The organism is Sphingomonas anseongensis (genome assembly GCF_023516495.1).
In the GTDB taxonomy this organism is placed as follows: Bacteria; Pseudomonadota; Alphaproteobacteria; order Sphingomonadales; family Sphingomonadaceae; genus Sphingomicrobium; species Sphingomicrobium anseongensis.
The window spans coordinates 859,661-874,818 of record NZ_JAMGBC010000001.1 but is presented as its reverse complement, the minus strand read 5'-3'; the positions used below and the strand labels follow the sequence as shown (position 1 = coordinate 874,818).

The following is a 15,158-nucleotide window of genomic DNA, read 5'->3' as shown; positions in this document are numbered from 1 at the left end:
CGCGCACGACCATTCGGCCCTACCAAGGACTCCCCACCAGTGAAGCTCCGCATCGCCTCGATCATCGCCATCGCACTGCTTGCCGGCTGCACTCGCAAGGGCAACCTGGAGGACGGCGGAATCTACACCGTTCGAAGCAATTGCCCGCAGGTCGCAATCCCGGCCGCGACCGGCGACATCACCCTGTTCAATCCGACGGGGAGCACCGACGCCTCGGCGATCGACGTAGAAGCAGCGATCACCGACGTCCGCGACAACTGCCAGGACAGCGGAAGCGAAGTGATTTCGACCGCGACTTTCAACGTTGTTGCTACTCGCAGCGACGCATCGCAGCCGCGCCAGGTGCTGCTTCCGTTCTTCGACGTCGTCGTCCAGGCCGGCAACAAGGTCGTCGCCAAGCGGCTCGGCTCGGTGGCGCTCGACTTCCCGGCGGGAAGCTTCCGGGCCCAGACCTCGGCGCAGGCGACGGCGCGAATCTCGCGCTCGGCCGCAAGCCTTCCGGAAAATATTCGCGAGATGCTGACCCGCCCGCGCAAGGTCGGCGACCCGGACGCGGCGATCGACCCGCTCGCCGACCCAGCCGTCCGCGATGCGGTCGCCAAGGCGACGTTCCAGCACCTGGTCGGTTTCCAGCTCACTGCGGACCAGCTTCGCTACAACGCCACCCGCTAAACTCGTCGTTGACTCTCCAATCCGGCGCAGCCAAGGCTCGCCAGGTCACCGGCGGCCCTGTCGCCGGGAGGCAGCGCGGGAGAGTTCGCCAGATGTTTCAAGCATTTGGCGGCGCCGAAGGAGCAACCGCCCCCGGAATCTCTCAGGCAACAGGACCGCGCGCGCCTGACAGTCTGGAAAGTGCCTCGGCGCAAGCCGGAGCCGCCGAAGGGGCAAAGCTCTCAGGCGCAGCGACAGACGGGGGTGAGGCGAAAGCGGCCTGGCGTCGCGGGGGCCAAACTGTCGCGGAGGCAATGCATGAGCCGAGAAGTCCATAACGGCCCCACCGACCAGCATGAGCAGGCTCGGGGAACGCCGTATACCGGCGCCGCCGAAGGCGAGCCGCAGCCGGAGCCGCAGACCCTTCCTCTCGATTCTTGGCACCGCTCGAAGGGCGGGCGAATGGTCGAGTTCGCCGGCTACATGATGCCCGTCCAGTACGAAGGGATCATGGCGGAGCATCTGTGGACTCGCGAGAATGCAGGCCTGTTCGACGTCAGCCACATGGGACAGCTGCTCATCCACGGTCCCGATGCGGAATCGGCCCTCGAAACCATTCTCCCCGGCGATATCCGCGGCCTTGCCGACCGCAAGCTCCGCTACTCGCTGCTCCTCGACGGCGGCGGCGGGATCATCGACGATTTGATGGCAACCCGCCGCGGCAGCGATTTCTACCTGGTGGTCAACGGAGCGACCAAGCACGGCGACATTGAAGTCATGCGCCAGTCGCTGCCGAAGGACCTGTTCGTCGATCATATGACCGGCCAGGCGCTTGTGGCGCTGCAAGGCCCCAAGGCGGTCGACGTCCTCGAGGCGATCATTCCCGGAGTGTCCGACCTCACCTTCATGGAGGGCAATGCCTTCCACGCTTTCGGACACCCCTTGTGGATCAGCCGTTCGGGCTACACCGGTGAGGACGGGTTCGAGATTTCCATTCCGGCAGTCGCCGTGGAGCAACTCGCAGAGGCCCTGGTCGCCGACGAACGGGTGAAGCCGATCGGCCTTGGAGCGCGTGATTCGCTTCGGCTCGAGGCCGGGCTTCCGCTGTACGGCCACGATCTCGACCGCGACACGACGCCGGTGATGGCGGGCCTTACCTTTGCAATCCAGAAGCGCCGCCGCGCCGAAGGCGGCTTTCCCGGCGCTCCGCGGATTCTCGCCGAGCTCGAGCAGGGCGCACCGCAGAAGCGGGTCGGTCTCGACGTCGAGGGGCGGCAGCCGGTGCGCGAGGGAGCGCTAATTCTTGACGGGGAAGGCAGCGAGATCGGCCGGGTCACCAGCGGCGGCTTCTCGCCCTCGCTGCAGCGTCCGATCGCGATGGGCTATGTCGCGACCGCGCTCGCCGAACCGGGCACGGAGCTGAAATTGGAGCAGCGCGGCAAGCTGTTCGACTCAAAGATCGCGCCGATGCCGTTCGTCCCCCACCGCTATCACCGCAAGGGAGCTTGATGATGACGACCTATTTCACCCGCGAGCACGAGTGGGTCAAAGTCGACGGCGACACCGCCATGGTCGGGATCACCGACCACGCGCAGCAAGCGCTTGGCGACATCGTTTTCACCGAGGTTCCGGAGGCCGGAAAGCAGCTTGCGAAGGGGCAGGAGGCGGCGGTCGTCGAATCGGTGAAGGCGGCGTCGGACGTCTATTCTCCCGTCACGGGCGAGGTCATCGAAGGCAACCAGGCGGTGGTTGACGATTCCTCGCTGGTGAACAGGGATCCCGAGGGCGAGGGCTGGTTCTTCAAGATCAGGCTGGCGGACGCTGGCGAGCTCGACGGCCTGATGGACGAGGGTGCCTACCGCGATTGGGTGAAGACCCTCTGATCCCGCCGATCACCTCGACCAGCCGCTGGGTGGCCGCGGACTATTCGAAGGTCGGCGCCTTCGTCGCCGAGCTCGGCGGCGCTGCGCTCGACCTGCTCGACCCGAAGCCGGGCGAGAGGATCCTCGACGTCGGCTGCGGCGAGGGGACCTTGTCGATGAGGATCATCGATCGTGGTGCCGAGGTGGTCGGCGTCGACAATTCGCCGGAGATGGTCGAGGCGGCGCGCGCTGCAGGCGTTTACGCCGAGCTGATGGACGCGGCGAACATGGAGTTCGACCGCGAGTTCGACGCGGCTTTCTCCAACGCCTCGCTTCACTGGATGCTCGATAAGGAGCGGGTCGCGTCCGCCATCTTCAACGCGCTCCGGCTGGGCGGACGCTTCGCGGGAGAGATGGGCGGCGAGGGCAATCTCGCGAAGCTCCGCGAGGCGCTGGACGACGAGCTGGTCATTCGCGGCTACGTGCCGCCGGTCGAGGCGACCAACTGGTACGCCTCCGCCGAAGATTTCGCCGACGTCTACGAGGACGCAGGGTTCGACCGGATCGATGCCCGGCTGATCGATCGTCCGACTCCTCTGGATCATGGCATTGCGGCCTGGGTGACGACCTTCCGCAAGGGCTGGCTCGACCGAGCCCGCGTGCCAGAGGGTGAGCGTCAGGAGATCGGTGCCGCAGTCGCCGATCGGGTCGGTTCCAACATCGCGGACTATGTCCGCCTCCGCTTCATCATGAGAAAGCCCAGTTGATGCGTTGGGCGCTCGTCCTTTCACTCTTCCTGTGCGGTTGTGCGGCACCATACGGGCAAGCCCTTGGCGTCGCGGAATTGAAAACGCACCACGCCGCCCTAGCGTCAAAGGTTGTTGAAGTGCACGGGTGGCTGCTGCCGTGTCATTTTCGATCCTGTCTCCTGGTCGAGTCTCGCGATTACGGCCTCTGGCTGGAACATGCGGGAGCGCTTGAGCGGCGAATGGATCGTCGCGGCGACACCTCAGTGCAATTTCCACCTCCGCCGGATCGTCGCTCTGGCGGAGTTTCACTTGGGTCGAGCGCTTCCTTTGATAAGCAAGTTGCACCGCTTCGCGACTATCTCAGCGAAGTAATCGTCGAGGCGAGAGTGACCGACGAATGCTGGTCATCGCCAGAAACCGGTGAAATCGTTCTCTGCGCTGATCGTTCTAACCAGCTCGAGCCAGTCCGGCTCGTCAAAGTCATCCAACGTATTCCGCTGCCCTCAGACCCGGAAGAATATTGATGCGTTACCTGCCCCTTTCCGATTCCGACCGGAGCCAGATGCTCCACGCGGTCGGCGCCAAATCGATCGACGACTTGTTCGTGGACGTGCCCAAGGCTGCGCGGCTGGACGGAGTGATCGAGCATCTGCCGCTGCATGCGTCCGAGCTAGCCGTCGAGCGGCACATGGGCGCCCTTGCGAAGAAGAACATGGTCGCGGGCGAGGTGCCCTTCTTCCTCGGCTGCGGAGCCTATCGCCACCACGTTCCGGCAAGCGTGGACCACATCATCCAGCGCGGCGAGTTCCTGACCAGCTACACGCCCTACCAGCCCGAAATCGCGCAGGGCACGCTCCAGATGATGTTCGAATTCCAGACGCAGGTCGCGCGCCTCTACGGCTGCGACATCGCCAATGCGTCGATGTACGACGGATCGACCGCCTGCTGGGAGGCGATCCTGATGGCGAGCCGGATCACGCGCCGCGACAAGGCGATCCTGTCGTCGGGGCTTCACCCCCATTACGTCAGCGTCTGCAACACGATGGCCAAGTTCACAGGCGACGAGCTGAAGACGTCAGCGCCGACGCTCTCTGCGGAAACCGACGCCGAGAAGATCATCGCCGCCATCGATGACGCGACGAGCGCCGTCGTCGTCCAGTATCCCGACATCCTTGGCCGGATCACCGACCTGGCGCCGATCGCCGAAGCGGCACACGCAAAGGGCGCTCTGCTGATCGCCGTCGTGACGGAGCCGGTGGCGCTCGGCCTAATCAGGTCGCCAGGCGAGATGGGCGCAGACATCGTCGTCGGCGAAGGCCAGAGCATCGGCGTCGGCCTTCAGTTCGGCGGTCCCTATGTCGGCCTGTTCGCCTGCGCGGAGAAGTTCGTCCGGCAGATGCCGGGGCGGCTCGCCGGCGAGACCGTCGACGCCGAGGGTAAGCGCGGCTTCGTCCTGACTCTGTCGACGCGCGAGCAGCATATCCGCCGCGAGAAGGCGACCAGCAACATCTGCACCAGCTCGGTGCTGTGCGCGCTCGCCTTTACTGGGCACCTGACGCTGCTCGGCGAGAAAGGCTTAAGGCAGCTGGCTTCGCTGAATCACGCGCGCGCGTGCGAGGTCGCGGACCGGCTTTCGGCGATCCCCGGCGTGAGCCTGGTCAACGACAGCTTCTTCAACGAATTCACGCTTCGGCTTCCGGTCGAGGCCCGGCCCGCCGTTCACGCGATGGTGGAGAAGGGGGTTCTCGGCGGCGTGTCGCTTGGGCGGCTCTATCCGGACTCGGCCGACCTTGCGAACGGGTTGGTGCTCGCAGTTACCGAGACGGTGACAGATGAGGATATCGACGCGCTGGAAGCCGCGTTGAAGGAGGTGTGCGCGTGACCGTCAATCCGTCAGGCTGGCGGCCGACGACGCCCGCCAACGAGCAAGGTTCGGCCGGCACCGTCACCGGCAATCGCGCCCTTCAGCTCGAGGAGCCACTTCTGTTCGAGCGCGGCCGGCTCGACCAGACCGGCGTCGACCTGCCCGACACGAAGGTCTCCGGCGGCCGCCTCGGCGGGCTGGAGCGCAATCGCGACATCGGCCTACCTGGCCTGTCCGAGCCAGAAGCGGTTCGCCATTACACACGGCTGTCGCGGCAGAATTATGCGATCGATCTCGGGCTGTTCCCGCTCGGGTCCTGCACGATGAAGCACAACCCGCGCCTCAACGAGAAGGTGGCGCGGATGCCGGGCTTCGCCGACGTTCACCCGATGCAGCCGCAGGAGACGGTGCAGGGCGCGCTCCAGGTGATCAACGAGCTCGCCTTCTGGCTGCTCGATCTCACCGGGATGCATGGGGTGGCGATGAGCCCCAAGGCGGGAGCTCACGGCGAGCTTTGCGGCCTTCTGTGCATCCGCGCGGCTCTCGAAGCTCGCGGCGACAAGCGCGAGGTCGTCCTGGTGCCCGAAAGCGCGCACGGCACCAATCCCGCGACCGCCGCCTTCGCCGGTTACCGGGTCGAGAGCATTCCCGCGAACAAGGCGGGACGGGTCGACCTCGAGGCGTTGAAGGCGCGTCTCGGCCCCGACGTGGCGGCGGTGATGATCACCAACCCGAACACCTGCGGCCTGTTCGAACCGGACATGATTGCAATCTCCGACGCGGTGCACGCCGCCGGAGCTTTCGTCTATTGCGACGGAGCCAACTTCAACGCGATCGTCGGCAAGGTTCGTCCAGGCGACCTCGGCATCGACGCGATGCACATCAATCTGCACAAAACCTTCTCGACCCCCCACGGCGGCGGCGGGCCAGGGTCCGGCCCGGTGGTCGTTTCCGAAGCGCTCGCGCCTTACGGCCCGCTGCCTTTCGCGGCGAAGATGCCCGACGGCACGTACAAGCTCGTGGAGGAGGAAAGCGCGGCGGAAATGCACCCGGAGAGCTTCGGGCGGATGACCGCCTTTCACGGGCAGATGGGAATGTTCACCCGGGCGCTCGCCTACATTCTCAGCCACGGCGCCGACGGCCTTCGCCAGGTCGCCGAGGATTCGGTTCTCAACGCCAATTACGTTCTTCGGTCGCTCGAGGACGTGCTCGATGCGCCCTTCGCGAAGAGCGGGCCGTGCATGCACGAGGCGATCTTCTCCGACCGCGGATTTGGCGAGGGCCTAAGCACGATCGATCTCGCCAAGGCGCTGATTGACGAAGGCTTCCACCCGATGACCATGTACTTCCCGCTGGTGGTGCACGGGGCGATGCTCATCGAGCCGACCGAGACCGAATCCAAGGCCGCTCTGGACCAGTTCATTGCCGCGATGCGCTCGATCGCCGAGCGAGCGAAGTCGGGCGACCAAAGCCTCAAGGCAGCACCCATTTACGCGCCCAGGCGGCGCCTCGACGAAACGCTCGCGGCCAGAAAGCCCGTGCTGGTCTATCGAGAGCCCGCGCAGGCCGAGGCCGCTGAGTGAAGGACGTACGGCGATTTTACGAGGCGCCGGAAGCATCGGGGCGGCGCTCCGCTCCCGCCGCGCTTCGCAATCGCGAACCGATCGCGGACGTGCTGGCCGAATGGCTTCCCAACGGCGGCCTGGTGCTCGAAGTCGCCAGCGGCACGGGCGAGCATGCCGCTTTTTTTGCAGGGCGCTTCCCGAATCTCGAGTGGCAGCCGAGCGACGTGCATGTCGACGCGCTGGGGTCGGTGACGGCGCTGGTTCGCGAAGCCGCGCTTCCAAACCTCCGCGAGCCCCTGCAGATCGACGCCTCGAACTCCGACTGGCCTATCGAGGCGGCCGACGCCCTGCTCAACATCAACATGGTACACATCAGCCCCTGGAAGGCAGCGATTGGCCTGCTCGACGGCGCCGAGCGGCTGCTCGAACGCGGAGCACCGCTGATCCTCTATGGTCCTTGGCTGTCCGAGGCGATCGACACCGCGCCGAGCAACCTAGCTTTCGACGCCGACCTGAAGCGCCGCGACGCGCAGTGGGGGCTCCGAAAGGTCGAGGATTTCGCCTCCGCTGCGGAGGCGCGAGGGCTTTCGCTCGAGGCGACTCGGGCCATGCCCGCAAACAACCTCATGCTGCTGTTTCGAAAAGGGACATCGGCAACAACGGCCTGAGCGAATGCGGGCGGCGCGGCTATGATTGCGCCAGATGCATCGAAGCCTGACGATCCAGAACCGGCGCCACCGCCGGTCGAACGTTTTCCTCAACGCGACGCTGGAAACTCCCGGCGGCTCGCTACCCGTTCTGTTGCGCAATCTGTCGCAGGATGGCGCGCTGGTGCAGGGCGAGCATATGCCGATGGAAGGAACCCGCGTTCTTTTTCATCGGCAGGGGCTCAGCGTCCCGAGCCGTGTTGCCTGGTCGGAGGGCGATGCCGCGGGCCTGGAGTTCGATTTCCCCCTGTTCCCGCGCGAAATGCTTAGGCACGTGCCGCCGCCCGAGCCCGTGAACCCAGTCCAGATCAAGCGCCGGCCGGGGCTGTCGCCGAAGCCGCTTACGCGCGGTGAGCGGGCGCTGATCGAGCGGTGGGCGACCGGCGGTTCCACCACTCTCGGCGACTGATCAGGCGATTGGGCCGCTTCGTTCGTGAAGCCAGGCGACAAGCCCGGCGAGCGGCAAGACGCTGTTGAAGCTCACGCCGTAGCGGTCGCCGTCCTTCCACCGAACGACCGCACCCTGCGGCTCCATTCCGGGAATGCTGACCGTGACGTCCGCGCCGATCCTCAGCGAATTGGCCGTCTCGACGCTGAGCCCGCCCTGCGAGATGTTGTGCATGGTCGAGCGGTGAACGGTCGCGCCTTCACGAACGAAACAGACGCACTTGGCCTCGATCCGCGGCATCCGCGGCCTCGGGCCTTCGCCGCCGGACTTCAGAAGCTCGATGACGTCGATTCGCTCGGCGAAGGTGATTCCCGCGTCGGTTCCGCGAATCCACGTGACCTTGCCGGGGACGGATTGCCCCTGCTTAAGCTCGATGTGGACGGCCATGTCGGGTTTTAGCGTGCAATAGGCCCGGATCAGGGTGCCGCCGGCCGAAATATTCTTCACCAGGCACAGTTCGCGCTTATCGCCGATGACGATCGTGCCGACGCGGAAGAGCGTCAGAAGGCGCTCGTCGGCACGGCGGTTCGAATCGACCGGGGGTTCGCCCGACATCGAATAAACCGTCGTTTCGATCGGCAGTTGCTCCACCTTCACTCCCCAAAACCACCCGAGGGCGCCAGCCAGGCATCCCTCCACAACGGTCACATTGGGACACAAAGGCTTACCATCTCGTTGCTGTTTGGTCCGACGTGGCGGCGAGTGTGCTCCAACGAAGCCCAGCCCGTCACTGACAGGCGCCGGCGAAGGGGATAGGATAAGGCCGATGTCCAGCACGACACGAACGCTCATTATCCGAATTGCGGGGGTACTGATCTTCCTGCTCGCCTTCGGATCGGCGCTTCTTCCGAGCGCCCGGCATATACCGGCGCACTTGGTCATCGGGCTGCTCCTCGCAGCGGCCGGCGCGATCGAGCTCGTCGCGGTCTTCGCTCGGCGCGGACATCACATTCCGGCGGGTATAGCGGCCCTAGCGAGCGTGCTTGCCGGGCTTCGGCTGCTGGTCGACCCGAACATCAATTTCCTGACGATTCTCAATTTCGTCGTCCTGTGGCTGGTGGTTCGAAGCGCTGCCTTATTCTTCTCCGCTCGCCATTCGGCGCGGCCTTTGTGCACCTGGGTCTATCTCGCGGCGGCCGTGGATCTGGGCCTCGCCATTCTCCTCCTCGCCGGGCTTCCGGTCGCGGTGCTGATCTACGGCCTGTTCGGAACGACCGACGAAATCGTAGCGACGTTCGCCTGGGTATTCGCGGCAAGCTTCATCGCCGCCGGCTGGCTTCTGATCGCAGCCGCACCGCTGGAGGGTAGCGAGACCGATTAAGGGTAGATGGCCTCGACGAAATAGAGGCCCTGCGGCGGAGCGTTGAAGCCGAGCGCGGAGCGGTCCCTGGCTTCGAGCGCAGCCCTGATGTCCTCGGGCTTCCACTGGCCCCGGCCAACAAGCGCGAGGCAGCCGACCATCGAACGCACCTGGTGGTGAAGGAAGCTTCGAGCCGCGGCTTCAATGAGGATCTCGTCGCCTTCGCGCCTGACATCCAGCCGGTCGAGCGTCTTCACCGGGCTGTCCGACTGGCAATGGGCGGATCGGAACGTGGTGAAGTCGTGGCGGCCCACGAGCATCGCCGCGCCTTCGGCCATGGCCTGGGCGTCGAGCGGCATCGCAACGTGCCATACCCGCCCTCGATCGAGCGCGGGGGGCGCTCGCCGGTTGAGGATGCGGTAGAGGTACCGCCGCCCGACGCAAGAGAAGCGCGCGTGCCAGTCGTCGGGCGCGTGCTCCGCTGCAAGCACCGAGATCGGCTGCGGCCTGACCAGCGCGTTCACGCCTTCGCGCAGCCGGTGCTCGGTCAGGTTCTTTTCGATCTCGACGTGAGCGCTCATCGCCAGCGCGTGCACGCCGGCGTCGGTCCGCCCCGCGCCGTGGACGGCGGGAAGCTCGCCGGTCATCCGAGCGAGCGCTTCCTCGAGCGCCTGCTGCACCGACGGCCCATGCTCCTGCCGCTGCCAGCCCATGAACGGCCCGCCGTCATATTCGATTGTGAGCCGCCAGCGGGTCACGTGAGGATCGTGCCCTTGGGAATCGCGAAACCGCGGAGCAGCTCGCCCGGCGTCATGACGCCCCGGCCGGAGCGCTGGACTCTTAGCGGGCGGAGATAGCCCGAGCCGCAAGCGATGCTGAGGCAATCGTCCAACACCTTCCCGGGAGGAGCCGAACTCTCTTCTGCCGTGGAGGCTTCGAGAAGCTTCACTCGCTCGCCATTGGCCTCGAACCAGGCGCCGGGCGAGGGCGCGAAGGCGCGCACCTGCCGCTCGATTTCTTCCGAACTCCTCGACCAGTCGATTCGCGCTTCGGACTTGTCGATCTTCGAGGCGTAGGTGGCGCCGTCTTCGGGCTGCGCTTCAGCCGGCGCCGGATTGTCGAGCCATTCGACCAGCGCCGAAGCGCCCATGCCGGCAAGCTCGGTCGTAAGGTCGCCGGCAGTCTTGCGATCCACCTCTGTCTCTCGCTTCAGCAGCATCGGGCCGGTGTCGAGCCCTTCCTCCATCCGCATGATCGTCACGCCGGTTACTTCGTCGCCGGCAAGGATGGCGCGCTGGATTGGCGCGGCGCCTCGCCACCTGGGTAGGAGCGACGCGTGAACGTTGATGCAACCGGCCTTCGGCGCCTCGAGAATCGGCCTGGGGAGAATTAGCCCGTAAGCTGCGACGACAGCCAAATCGGCATCAATCTCGGCGAAGCGGGCCTGCTCCTCGGAGTCATTGAGCGTTCGCGGGCAGCGGACCTCGAGACCTAACTCCTCGGCGCGTTTGTGGACCGCAGTCTTCTGCTCGGCTTTTCCGCGTCCGGCCGGCCTTGGCGGCTGCGTATAGACGCAAGCGATCTCGTGCCCTGCCTCGACCAAAGCGTCGAGACTCGGCACCGCGAAATCCGGCGATCCCATGAAGACGATCCGCATTGCTGGTGCCTATGGCGCGAGAGCCGCGAAATTCCTATCTCGGCAGCAGTGGCAAGCCAGGAAATCGAGACATTGGCCAACGCATTGGCGCGGCTTCCGGGGCTTGGGCCGCGGTCCGCGCGCCGTGCCGTGCTCCATCTGATGAAGAAACGGGAGAGCACTCTTCAGCCGCTTCTTGCCGCTTTGAAGACGGTAGCCGACACTCTGTCGAGCTGCTCCACTTGCGGGAATGTCGATACGTCGGACCCGTGCGGGATCTGCCGTGATCCCCGGCGCGACGACAGGTCTCTGTGCGTGGTCGAGGAAGTCGCCGATCTTTGGGCGCTCGACCGCTCACGGCTGTTCCCGGGCCGCTATCATGTGCTCGGGGGACGTCTTTCCGCGCTCGACGGCGTTCGCCCGGAAGATTTGACGATCGACCAGCTGATCAGCCGCGTTTCGAAGGGCGGCATTGACGAGGTCGTGCTCGCGATGAACGCGACACTCGAAGGGCAAACGACCGCCCATTACCTCGCCGAACGCCTTGAGGGCTTCCCGGTGCGGCTTACCCAACTGGCCCATGGCCTCCCCGTCGGCGGCGAGCTCGACTACCTCGACGAGGGCACGCTCGCCCAAGCCTTGCGTGCGCGGCGTCCCGTCGCTTGAAGCCGGGGGCCTGAAAGCTTAAATCTACACCATGGCAATTCGCTCGATAATCGAGGTCCCGGACCCGTTGCTCCGGCAGAAGTCGAAACCTGTCGAAAAGGTGGACGACGAGGTGCGGGCGCTCATCGCCGACATGTTCGAGACGATGTACGACGCGCCTGGGATCGGGCTTGCCGCGATCCAGGTCGGCGTTCCGAAGCGAATCCTGGTGATCGACCTACAGGAGCCGGTGGAAGAGGGCGGCGAGCCGGTGAGGGACCCGCGGGTCTTCATCAACCCGGAAATCCTCGAGCATTCCGACCAGGACGTTCCCTATAACGAGGGCTGCCTGTCGGTCCCTGACCAATATGCCGAGGTCGAGCGGCCGGACCGAATCCGCGCGCGTTGGCTCGACGAAAAAGGCAAGCCGCACGAGGAAGTGATCGAGGGACTGCTCGCGACCTGCCTCCAGCATGAGATGGACCATTTGGAGGGCGTGTTGTTCATCGACCATCTGTCGCGCCTGAAGCGCGAGATGATCCTCAAGAAGATCGCCAAGCAGCGCAAGGAACGCACGCTCGCCGCAGCCTGAGCGGCGTCAGGCGTCGCGGCCGCAGAAGACCAGGCCGGGACTTCCCATCGTCTTTGAAGTGAACAGCATCGCCTTTGCCGATTCGGCGAAGCGGATCGTCAGCGAATCCGAAACTGCGTCGCCCTTGGCCGTACAGACCGCCTGGATGTCGTAGCCGCCCGGCACCTCGATCACGCGATTGAAACTGCAGCTGGTGCCGCCGGGAGTTCGAAGGGTCGTAGCGGTGAACTGCCAGGCGGCCGACTTGCAGGATTTCTGGTCCTCGGCCCATTTGCCGACAAACCGCGCAACCGTACCCGGCGGCGGAAGGTCCCCGGCTTCACCCGCTTCGACTTGTGCCGGTAGATCAGCCGGGGCGTTTGAGATCGCATCGTCGGTGCGGATCGGGCCGTTGGGCTCGTGCCCAGCCGGCGCCTTGTTGCAGGAGACGACGAATAGCGCTGCCAGGACAGCGATCGCGATCCGCATGGCTCAGCCCTCCGGAGTGATGCTCGCAGCCGCGTTGCGGCAATCCTCGGCGCATTCGCGGCACATCTGCGCGCACAGCTTGCAATGCTCGTGGTCGTGCTTCTCGCACTCGGCAGCGCAGGCGTCGCAGACCCGGGCGCACAGCTCGAGAGTCTCCTTGAGCACGGCTTCGTTGGTGCCGGTTCGGCGGACCGAGAGCTTGCCAGCCGCTTCGCACACGTCCGCGCAGTCGAGGCAGGAGCGGATGCACTGATGCATGTCCATTTTCTCGGCGGCGCAGGCATCCGCACAGCTCAGGCACATCCGCGCACAATACATCAGGTGGTGAGCCGCATCCCCGAGCGGCTGGTTCACATGGCTCTGAACCTCGGGGTGAAGCGCGATCATCTTGCGAATGGACATGAAATTCTCCTGCTCTCGCTTGGTCGAACCTGTGGATAGCACAGCGGTTCCGCTTGAGCGCGTGCCCGTCGGAGACTAAGGTTCGCATTCTGTTCCGCTGGGGGAATGAGTATGGATTGGGGCATTTTCGTCGGGATCGCCTTGGTCGCGCTGGTGCTTGGCGGCCTCATCGGCTGGCTTTTCGCGACCCGGGACGGCGCCGCGGCCAAGCAGACGGTCGGGACGCTCCGTCTCCAGCTCGACGAAGTGGTGAAGGAGCGGGACCAGGTCCGCGCTTTCCACGAAGCCGCTTCAAAGGAGCTTGCGGCGCTCCAGGCGGATGCGCGCAACTTCGAGCAGCGGATCAAGGACCTGGCGGAGTCCAAGGACGCGCTGATCGCCCAGTTTCGCGAGATTGGCGACCAGCTGCTGGAGAAGGCGCACAAGGATTTCCTCGAGAAAGCAGGCGAGCGCTTCACCGCCGCCGACAAGGCGAGCGAGACCAAGCTCAAAGAGTTGCTTGCGCCGGTCGAGGTTACGCTCAAACGCTACGAAGAGGGGCTCCAGCGCGTGGAGAAGGAGCGGATCGATCATTATGCCGGCCTGAAGTCGGTCGTGGAGCAGGTCCGCGACGGGCAGGGGAAGGTGCGCGACGAGACCCGCAACCTCGTCAACGCGCTTCGCTCGTCGCCGAAGGCGCGCGGGCGCTGGGGTGAGCAGTCGCTCCGCAACGTCCTCGAACAGGCGGGGCTGAGCCCGTACGCCGACTTCCAGACCGAGGTCAGCGTCGATGGAGAGGATGGCAAGCTTCGCCCTGACGTCATCGTGAAGCTGCCCGGCGGCCGGACCCTGGTGATCGACGCGAAATGCTCGCTCAACGCCTATCTCGACGCCTGCGACGAAGTGGACGACGACAAGAGGCAAGCGTGCCTGCAGGCCCATCTCGCCTCGATCCGAACCCACGCGCAGCAGCTGGGGTCGAAAGCCTATTGGGCGCAATTCGGCGATTCCGCCGACTATGTCGTCATGTACATTCCCGGCGAGCATTTCCTGACCGCCGCCCTTGAGCTCGACCACGGCCTTTGGGATTGGGCGAATGAGCGCAAGGTGCTTCTGGCAACGCCGACCAACCTCGTGGCGATCGCACGCACGGTTGCGAGCATCTGGAACCAGGAGAAGCTGGCCGCCGAAGCCGGCAAGATCGCCGAGCTCGGTCGCGAGCTCCATTCGCGGCTGGCGACGATGGCGGAGCATGTCTCGTCGGTGGGCACCAACCTCAGCCGCGCCAACAACGCCTATAACAAGATGGTCGGAAGCCTGGAGAGCCAGGTGTTTACCCAGGCCCGGCGGTTCGAGGATCTGGGAGCCGGAAGCGCCAAGGAGATCCCGCCTCCACCAATGGTCGAAGCCTCGCCCCGTCCGCTAACCAAGCTTGCGACGAAGGACGACCCGGTCGTGGTTTCTCTCGACGGCCCGCTATCGATGCGGCTCGAGCCGGCCGAAGAGGAAGACGATACGGCCTAGAAGGTCCTGCGCATCAGGATGATCTCGCCCGCCTGGTTTTTCAGCGACAGATATTCGTAGGGCACGCGGTCGCTTTCGCTCCTGCTCATCGCCATCGGCCTATTGAATACGGCCGAGCCCTGGCTTTCGAATGTCGTAGCAGGCTCAGGGCATCCCATAAGCGTTTGCATCAAGTCGCCGATGGTGAGCGTCGATCCCGCGATTGCGTAGTGCCCACCGATCGAATTGCACCCGAACCTCGCACTTATGCTGCCGCCGTCTTCAAAGCGGACAGAATAGTCGCTGTTTGCCGGTGCCTGGCGGCCGTTGACGGAGTGAACCTGCCAAGCCGTTCCCGCCAACGTCGCCGACGGGGGCGACGCGGCAATTGCGCACGCGGAAAGCATCAGGCCGAAGAGGACGCAGACGGTTCGAGAGCGTCTAAAGGCCGCCACAGCCGTTGTACTGGGTGCCGTCGACCGTGACCTGTACCTTGTCGGGATAGACCCGGTCGCTCATCCCGTCGCTGCACTGCGCGTGGACGATGTTCACGTTGATCCGCGGCGTCTGATAGATTTCCCCGGCCACCCCGATGATCGCTTGCGGCCTCGGCTGGACAACCGGCTGCTCGTCGGGACGGATCACCGTCACGTTCCGGTCGTCGATGACGAGGTTCCAGAAGGGCTCCGTTCCAAGCCCGTGATAGGGCGCGGCCGGCGGCGGCGGATAGGACATGCAGCCGGCGAGAAGCGGCAGCGCGACGAGGGTCAGCTGTTTCATGGGCGAA

20 protein-coding genes and 2 riboswitches are annotated in these 15,158 nt (G+C 65.1%); of the genes, 13 read left to right on the top strand and 7 right to left on the bottom strand.

From position 1 onward, the window contains the following. The first annotated feature begins 39 nt into the window (after nt 1-39). From LZ519_RS04480 to LZ519_RS04440, 9 genes are all read left to right on the top strand, one after another. A complete protein-coding gene (locus LZ519_RS04480) occupies nt 40-672 on the top strand; it encodes a hypothetical protein (RefSeq protein WP_249867520.1) in 633 nt (210 codons plus the stop codon). A 66-nt stretch (nt 673-738) separates the two neighbouring features. Next, nucleotides 739-840: riboswitch (glycine riboswitch) on the top strand. A 1-nt stretch (nt 841) separates the two neighbouring features. Then, a riboswitch (glycine riboswitch) is annotated at nt 842-913 on the top strand. Between the two features lie 56 nt (nt 914-969). After that, the gene (gene gcvT / locus LZ519_RS04475) at nt 970-2,160 is read left to right on the top strand and encodes a glycine cleavage system aminomethyltransferase GcvT (protein ID WP_249867519.1); all 1,191 of its coding nucleotides are present in this window, start codon (nt 970-972) and stop codon (nt 2,158-2,160) included. Between the two features lie 2 nt (nt 2,161-2,162). Next, the gene (gene gcvH / locus LZ519_RS04470) at nt 2,163-2,534 is read left to right on the top strand and encodes a glycine cleavage system protein GcvH (RefSeq protein ID WP_249868860.1); all 372 of its coding nucleotides are present in this window, start codon (nt 2,163-2,165) and stop codon (nt 2,532-2,534) included. Then, on the top strand, nt 2,516-3,280 hold the full coding sequence (locus tag LZ519_RS04465) for a class I SAM-dependent methyltransferase (RefSeq protein WP_249867518.1): 765 nt from the start codon (nt 2,516-2,518) through the stop codon (nt 3,278-3,280). The genes gcvH and LZ519_RS04465 overlap by 19 nt, the downstream gene beginning before the upstream one ends. A gap of 221 nt (nt 3,281-3,501) precedes the next feature. After that, entirely contained in the window at nt 3,502-3,786 is a 285-nt protein-coding gene (locus tag LZ519_RS04460; protein WP_249867517.1) for a hypothetical protein, read from the top strand. Next, the gene (gene gcvPA / locus LZ519_RS04455; RefSeq protein WP_249867516.1) at nt 3,786-5,144 is read left to right on the top strand and encodes an aminomethyl-transferring glycine dehydrogenase subunit GcvPA; all 1,359 of its coding nucleotides are present in this window, start codon (nt 3,786-3,788) and stop codon (nt 5,142-5,144) included. Before LZ519_RS04460 ends, gcvPA begins: the two co-directional genes overlap by 1 nt. After that, nucleotides 5,141-6,709, top strand: a complete 1,569-nt coding sequence (gcvPB, locus tag LZ519_RS04450) for an aminomethyl-transferring glycine dehydrogenase subunit GcvPB (RefSeq protein WP_249867515.1) — start codon at nt 5,141-5,143, stop codon at nt 6,707-6,709. Before gcvPA ends, gcvPB begins: the two co-directional genes overlap by 4 nt. Further along, the gene (locus LZ519_RS04445; protein WP_249867514.1) at nt 6,706-7,359 is read left to right on the top strand and encodes a DUF938 domain-containing protein; all 654 of its coding nucleotides are present in this window, start codon (nt 6,706-6,708) and stop codon (nt 7,357-7,359) included. Before gcvPB ends, LZ519_RS04445 begins: the two co-directional genes overlap by 4 nt. A 34-nt stretch (nt 7,360-7,393) precedes the next feature. Beyond that, nucleotides 7,394-7,807, top strand: a complete 414-nt coding sequence (locus LZ519_RS04440) for a PilZ domain-containing protein (protein ID WP_249867513.1) — start codon at nt 7,394-7,396, stop codon at nt 7,805-7,807. Here the strand turns inward: LZ519_RS04440 and LZ519_RS04435 are convergent, their stop codons facing one another. After that, entirely contained in the window at nt 7,808-8,437 is a 630-nt protein-coding gene (locus LZ519_RS04435) for a PilZ domain-containing protein (RefSeq protein ID WP_249867512.1), read from the bottom strand. It abuts the gene before it with no gap. Between the two features lie 175 nt (nt 8,438-8,612). Between LZ519_RS04435 and LZ519_RS04430 the strand changes: the two genes are divergently transcribed. Beyond that, on the top strand, nt 8,613-9,167 hold the full coding sequence (locus tag LZ519_RS04430) for a hypothetical protein (RefSeq protein ID WP_249867511.1): 555 nt from the start codon (nt 8,613-8,615) through the stop codon (nt 9,165-9,167). On the opposite strand, the gene truA is transcribed toward LZ519_RS04430, so the two are convergent. Further along, nucleotides 9,164-9,904: a tRNA pseudouridine(38-40) synthase TruA gene (gene truA, locus LZ519_RS04425; RefSeq protein WP_249867510.1), complete on the bottom strand. Its 741-nt coding sequence runs from the start codon at nt 9,902-9,904 to the stop codon at nt 9,164-9,166. The genes LZ519_RS04430 and truA overlap by 4 nt on opposite strands. Continuing rightward, entirely contained in the window at nt 9,901-10,803 is a 903-nt protein-coding gene (gene fmt, locus LZ519_RS04420) for a methionyl-tRNA formyltransferase (protein WP_249867509.1), read from the bottom strand. The genes truA and fmt overlap by 4 nt, the downstream gene beginning before the upstream one ends. A 48-nt stretch (nt 10,804-10,851) precedes the next feature. Between fmt and recR the strand changes: the two genes are divergently transcribed. Further along, nucleotides 10,852-11,448 carry a recombination mediator RecR gene (gene recR / locus LZ519_RS04415; protein WP_249867508.1) on the top strand — a complete coding sequence of 199 codons (597 nt, stop codon included), beginning with the start codon at nt 10,852-10,854 and terminating at the stop codon, nt 11,446-11,448. Between the two features lie 31 nt (nt 11,449-11,479). Next, nucleotides 11,480-12,019, top strand: a complete 540-nt coding sequence (def, locus tag LZ519_RS04410) for a peptide deformylase (RefSeq protein ID WP_249867507.1) — start codon at nt 11,480-11,482, stop codon at nt 12,017-12,019. Between the two features lie 6 nt (nt 12,020-12,025). Here the strand turns inward: def and LZ519_RS04405 are convergent, their stop codons facing one another. Together LZ519_RS04405 and LZ519_RS04400 are read right to left on the bottom strand one after the other, a co-directional pair. Next, nucleotides 12,026-12,487 carry a hypothetical protein gene (locus LZ519_RS04405; RefSeq protein ID WP_249867506.1) on the bottom strand — a complete coding sequence of 154 codons (462 nt, stop codon included), beginning with the start codon at nt 12,485-12,487 and terminating at the stop codon, nt 12,026-12,028. Between the two features lie 3 nt (nt 12,488-12,490). Next, nucleotides 12,491-12,889: a four-helix bundle copper-binding protein gene (locus tag LZ519_RS04400; protein WP_249867505.1), complete on the bottom strand. Its 399-nt coding sequence runs from the start codon at nt 12,887-12,889 to the stop codon at nt 12,491-12,493. Between the two features lie 111 nt (nt 12,890-13,000). On the opposite strand from LZ519_RS04400, the gene LZ519_RS04395 reads away from it, so the two are divergent. Next, nucleotides 13,001-14,392, top strand: a complete 1,392-nt coding sequence (locus tag LZ519_RS04395) for a DNA recombination protein RmuC (protein WP_249867504.1) — start codon at nt 13,001-13,003, stop codon at nt 14,390-14,392. Here the strand turns inward: LZ519_RS04395 and LZ519_RS04390 are convergent. After that, nucleotides 14,389-14,778: an META domain-containing protein gene (locus LZ519_RS04390; protein WP_249867503.1), complete on the bottom strand. Its 390-nt coding sequence runs from the start codon at nt 14,776-14,778 to the stop codon at nt 14,389-14,391. The genes LZ519_RS04395 and LZ519_RS04390 overlap by 4 nt on opposite strands. A gap of 34 nt (nt 14,779-14,812) precedes the next feature. Continuing rightward, a complete protein-coding gene (locus LZ519_RS04385) occupies nt 14,813-15,151 on the bottom strand; it encodes a COG3650 family protein (protein WP_249867502.1) in 339 nt (112 codons plus the stop codon). Nucleotides 15,152-15,158 lie beyond the last annotated feature (7 nt).

Bases quoted from the DNA above. Each gene is read 5' to 3' on its own strand.
- LZ519_RS04395 (WP_249867504.1), top strand. From the start codon at position 13,001: ATGGATTGGGGCATTTTCGTCGGGATCGCCTTGGTCGCGCTGGTGCTT.
- gcvPA (WP_249867516.1), top strand. From the start codon at position 3,786: ATGCGTTACCTGCCCCTTTCCGATTCCGACCGGAGCCAGATGCTCCAC.
- fmt (WP_249867509.1), bottom strand. From the start codon at position 10,803: ATGCGGATCGTCTTCATGGGATCGCCGGATTTCGCGGTGCCGAGTCTC.
- gcvT (WP_249867519.1), top strand. From the start codon at position 970: ATGAGCCGAGAAGTCCATAACGGCCCCACCGACCAGCATGAGCAGGCT.
- LZ519_RS04405 (WP_249867506.1), bottom strand. From the start codon at position 12,487: ATGCGGATCGCGATCGCTGTCCTGGCAGCGCTATTCGTCGTCTCCTGC.
- LZ519_RS04430 (WP_249867511.1), top strand. From the start codon at position 8,613: ATGTCCAGCACGACACGAACGCTCATTATCCGAATTGCGGGGGTACTG.
- LZ519_RS04400 (WP_249867505.1), bottom strand. From the start codon at position 12,889: ATGTCCATTCGCAAGATGATCGCGCTTCACCCCGAGGTTCAGAGCCAT.
- gcvH (WP_249868860.1), top strand. From the start codon at position 2,163: ATGACGACCTATTTCACCCGCGAGCACGAGTGGGTCAAAGTCGACGGC.
- def (WP_249867507.1), top strand. From the start codon at position 11,480: ATGGCAATTCGCTCGATAATCGAGGTCCCGGACCCGTTGCTCCGGCAG.
- LZ519_RS04390 (WP_249867503.1), bottom strand. From the start codon at position 14,778: ATGCTTTCCGCGTGCGCAATTGCCGCGTCGCCCCCGTCGGCGACGTTG.
- LZ519_RS04460 (WP_249867517.1), top strand. From the start codon at position 3,502: ATGGATCGTCGCGGCGACACCTCAGTGCAATTTCCACCTCCGCCGGAT.
- LZ519_RS04385 (WP_249867502.1), bottom strand. From the start codon at position 15,151: ATGAAACAGCTGACCCTCGTCGCGCTGCCGCTTCTCGCCGGCTGCATG.
- LZ519_RS04440 (WP_249867513.1), top strand. From the start codon at position 7,394: ATGCATCGAAGCCTGACGATCCAGAACCGGCGCCACCGCCGGTCGAAC.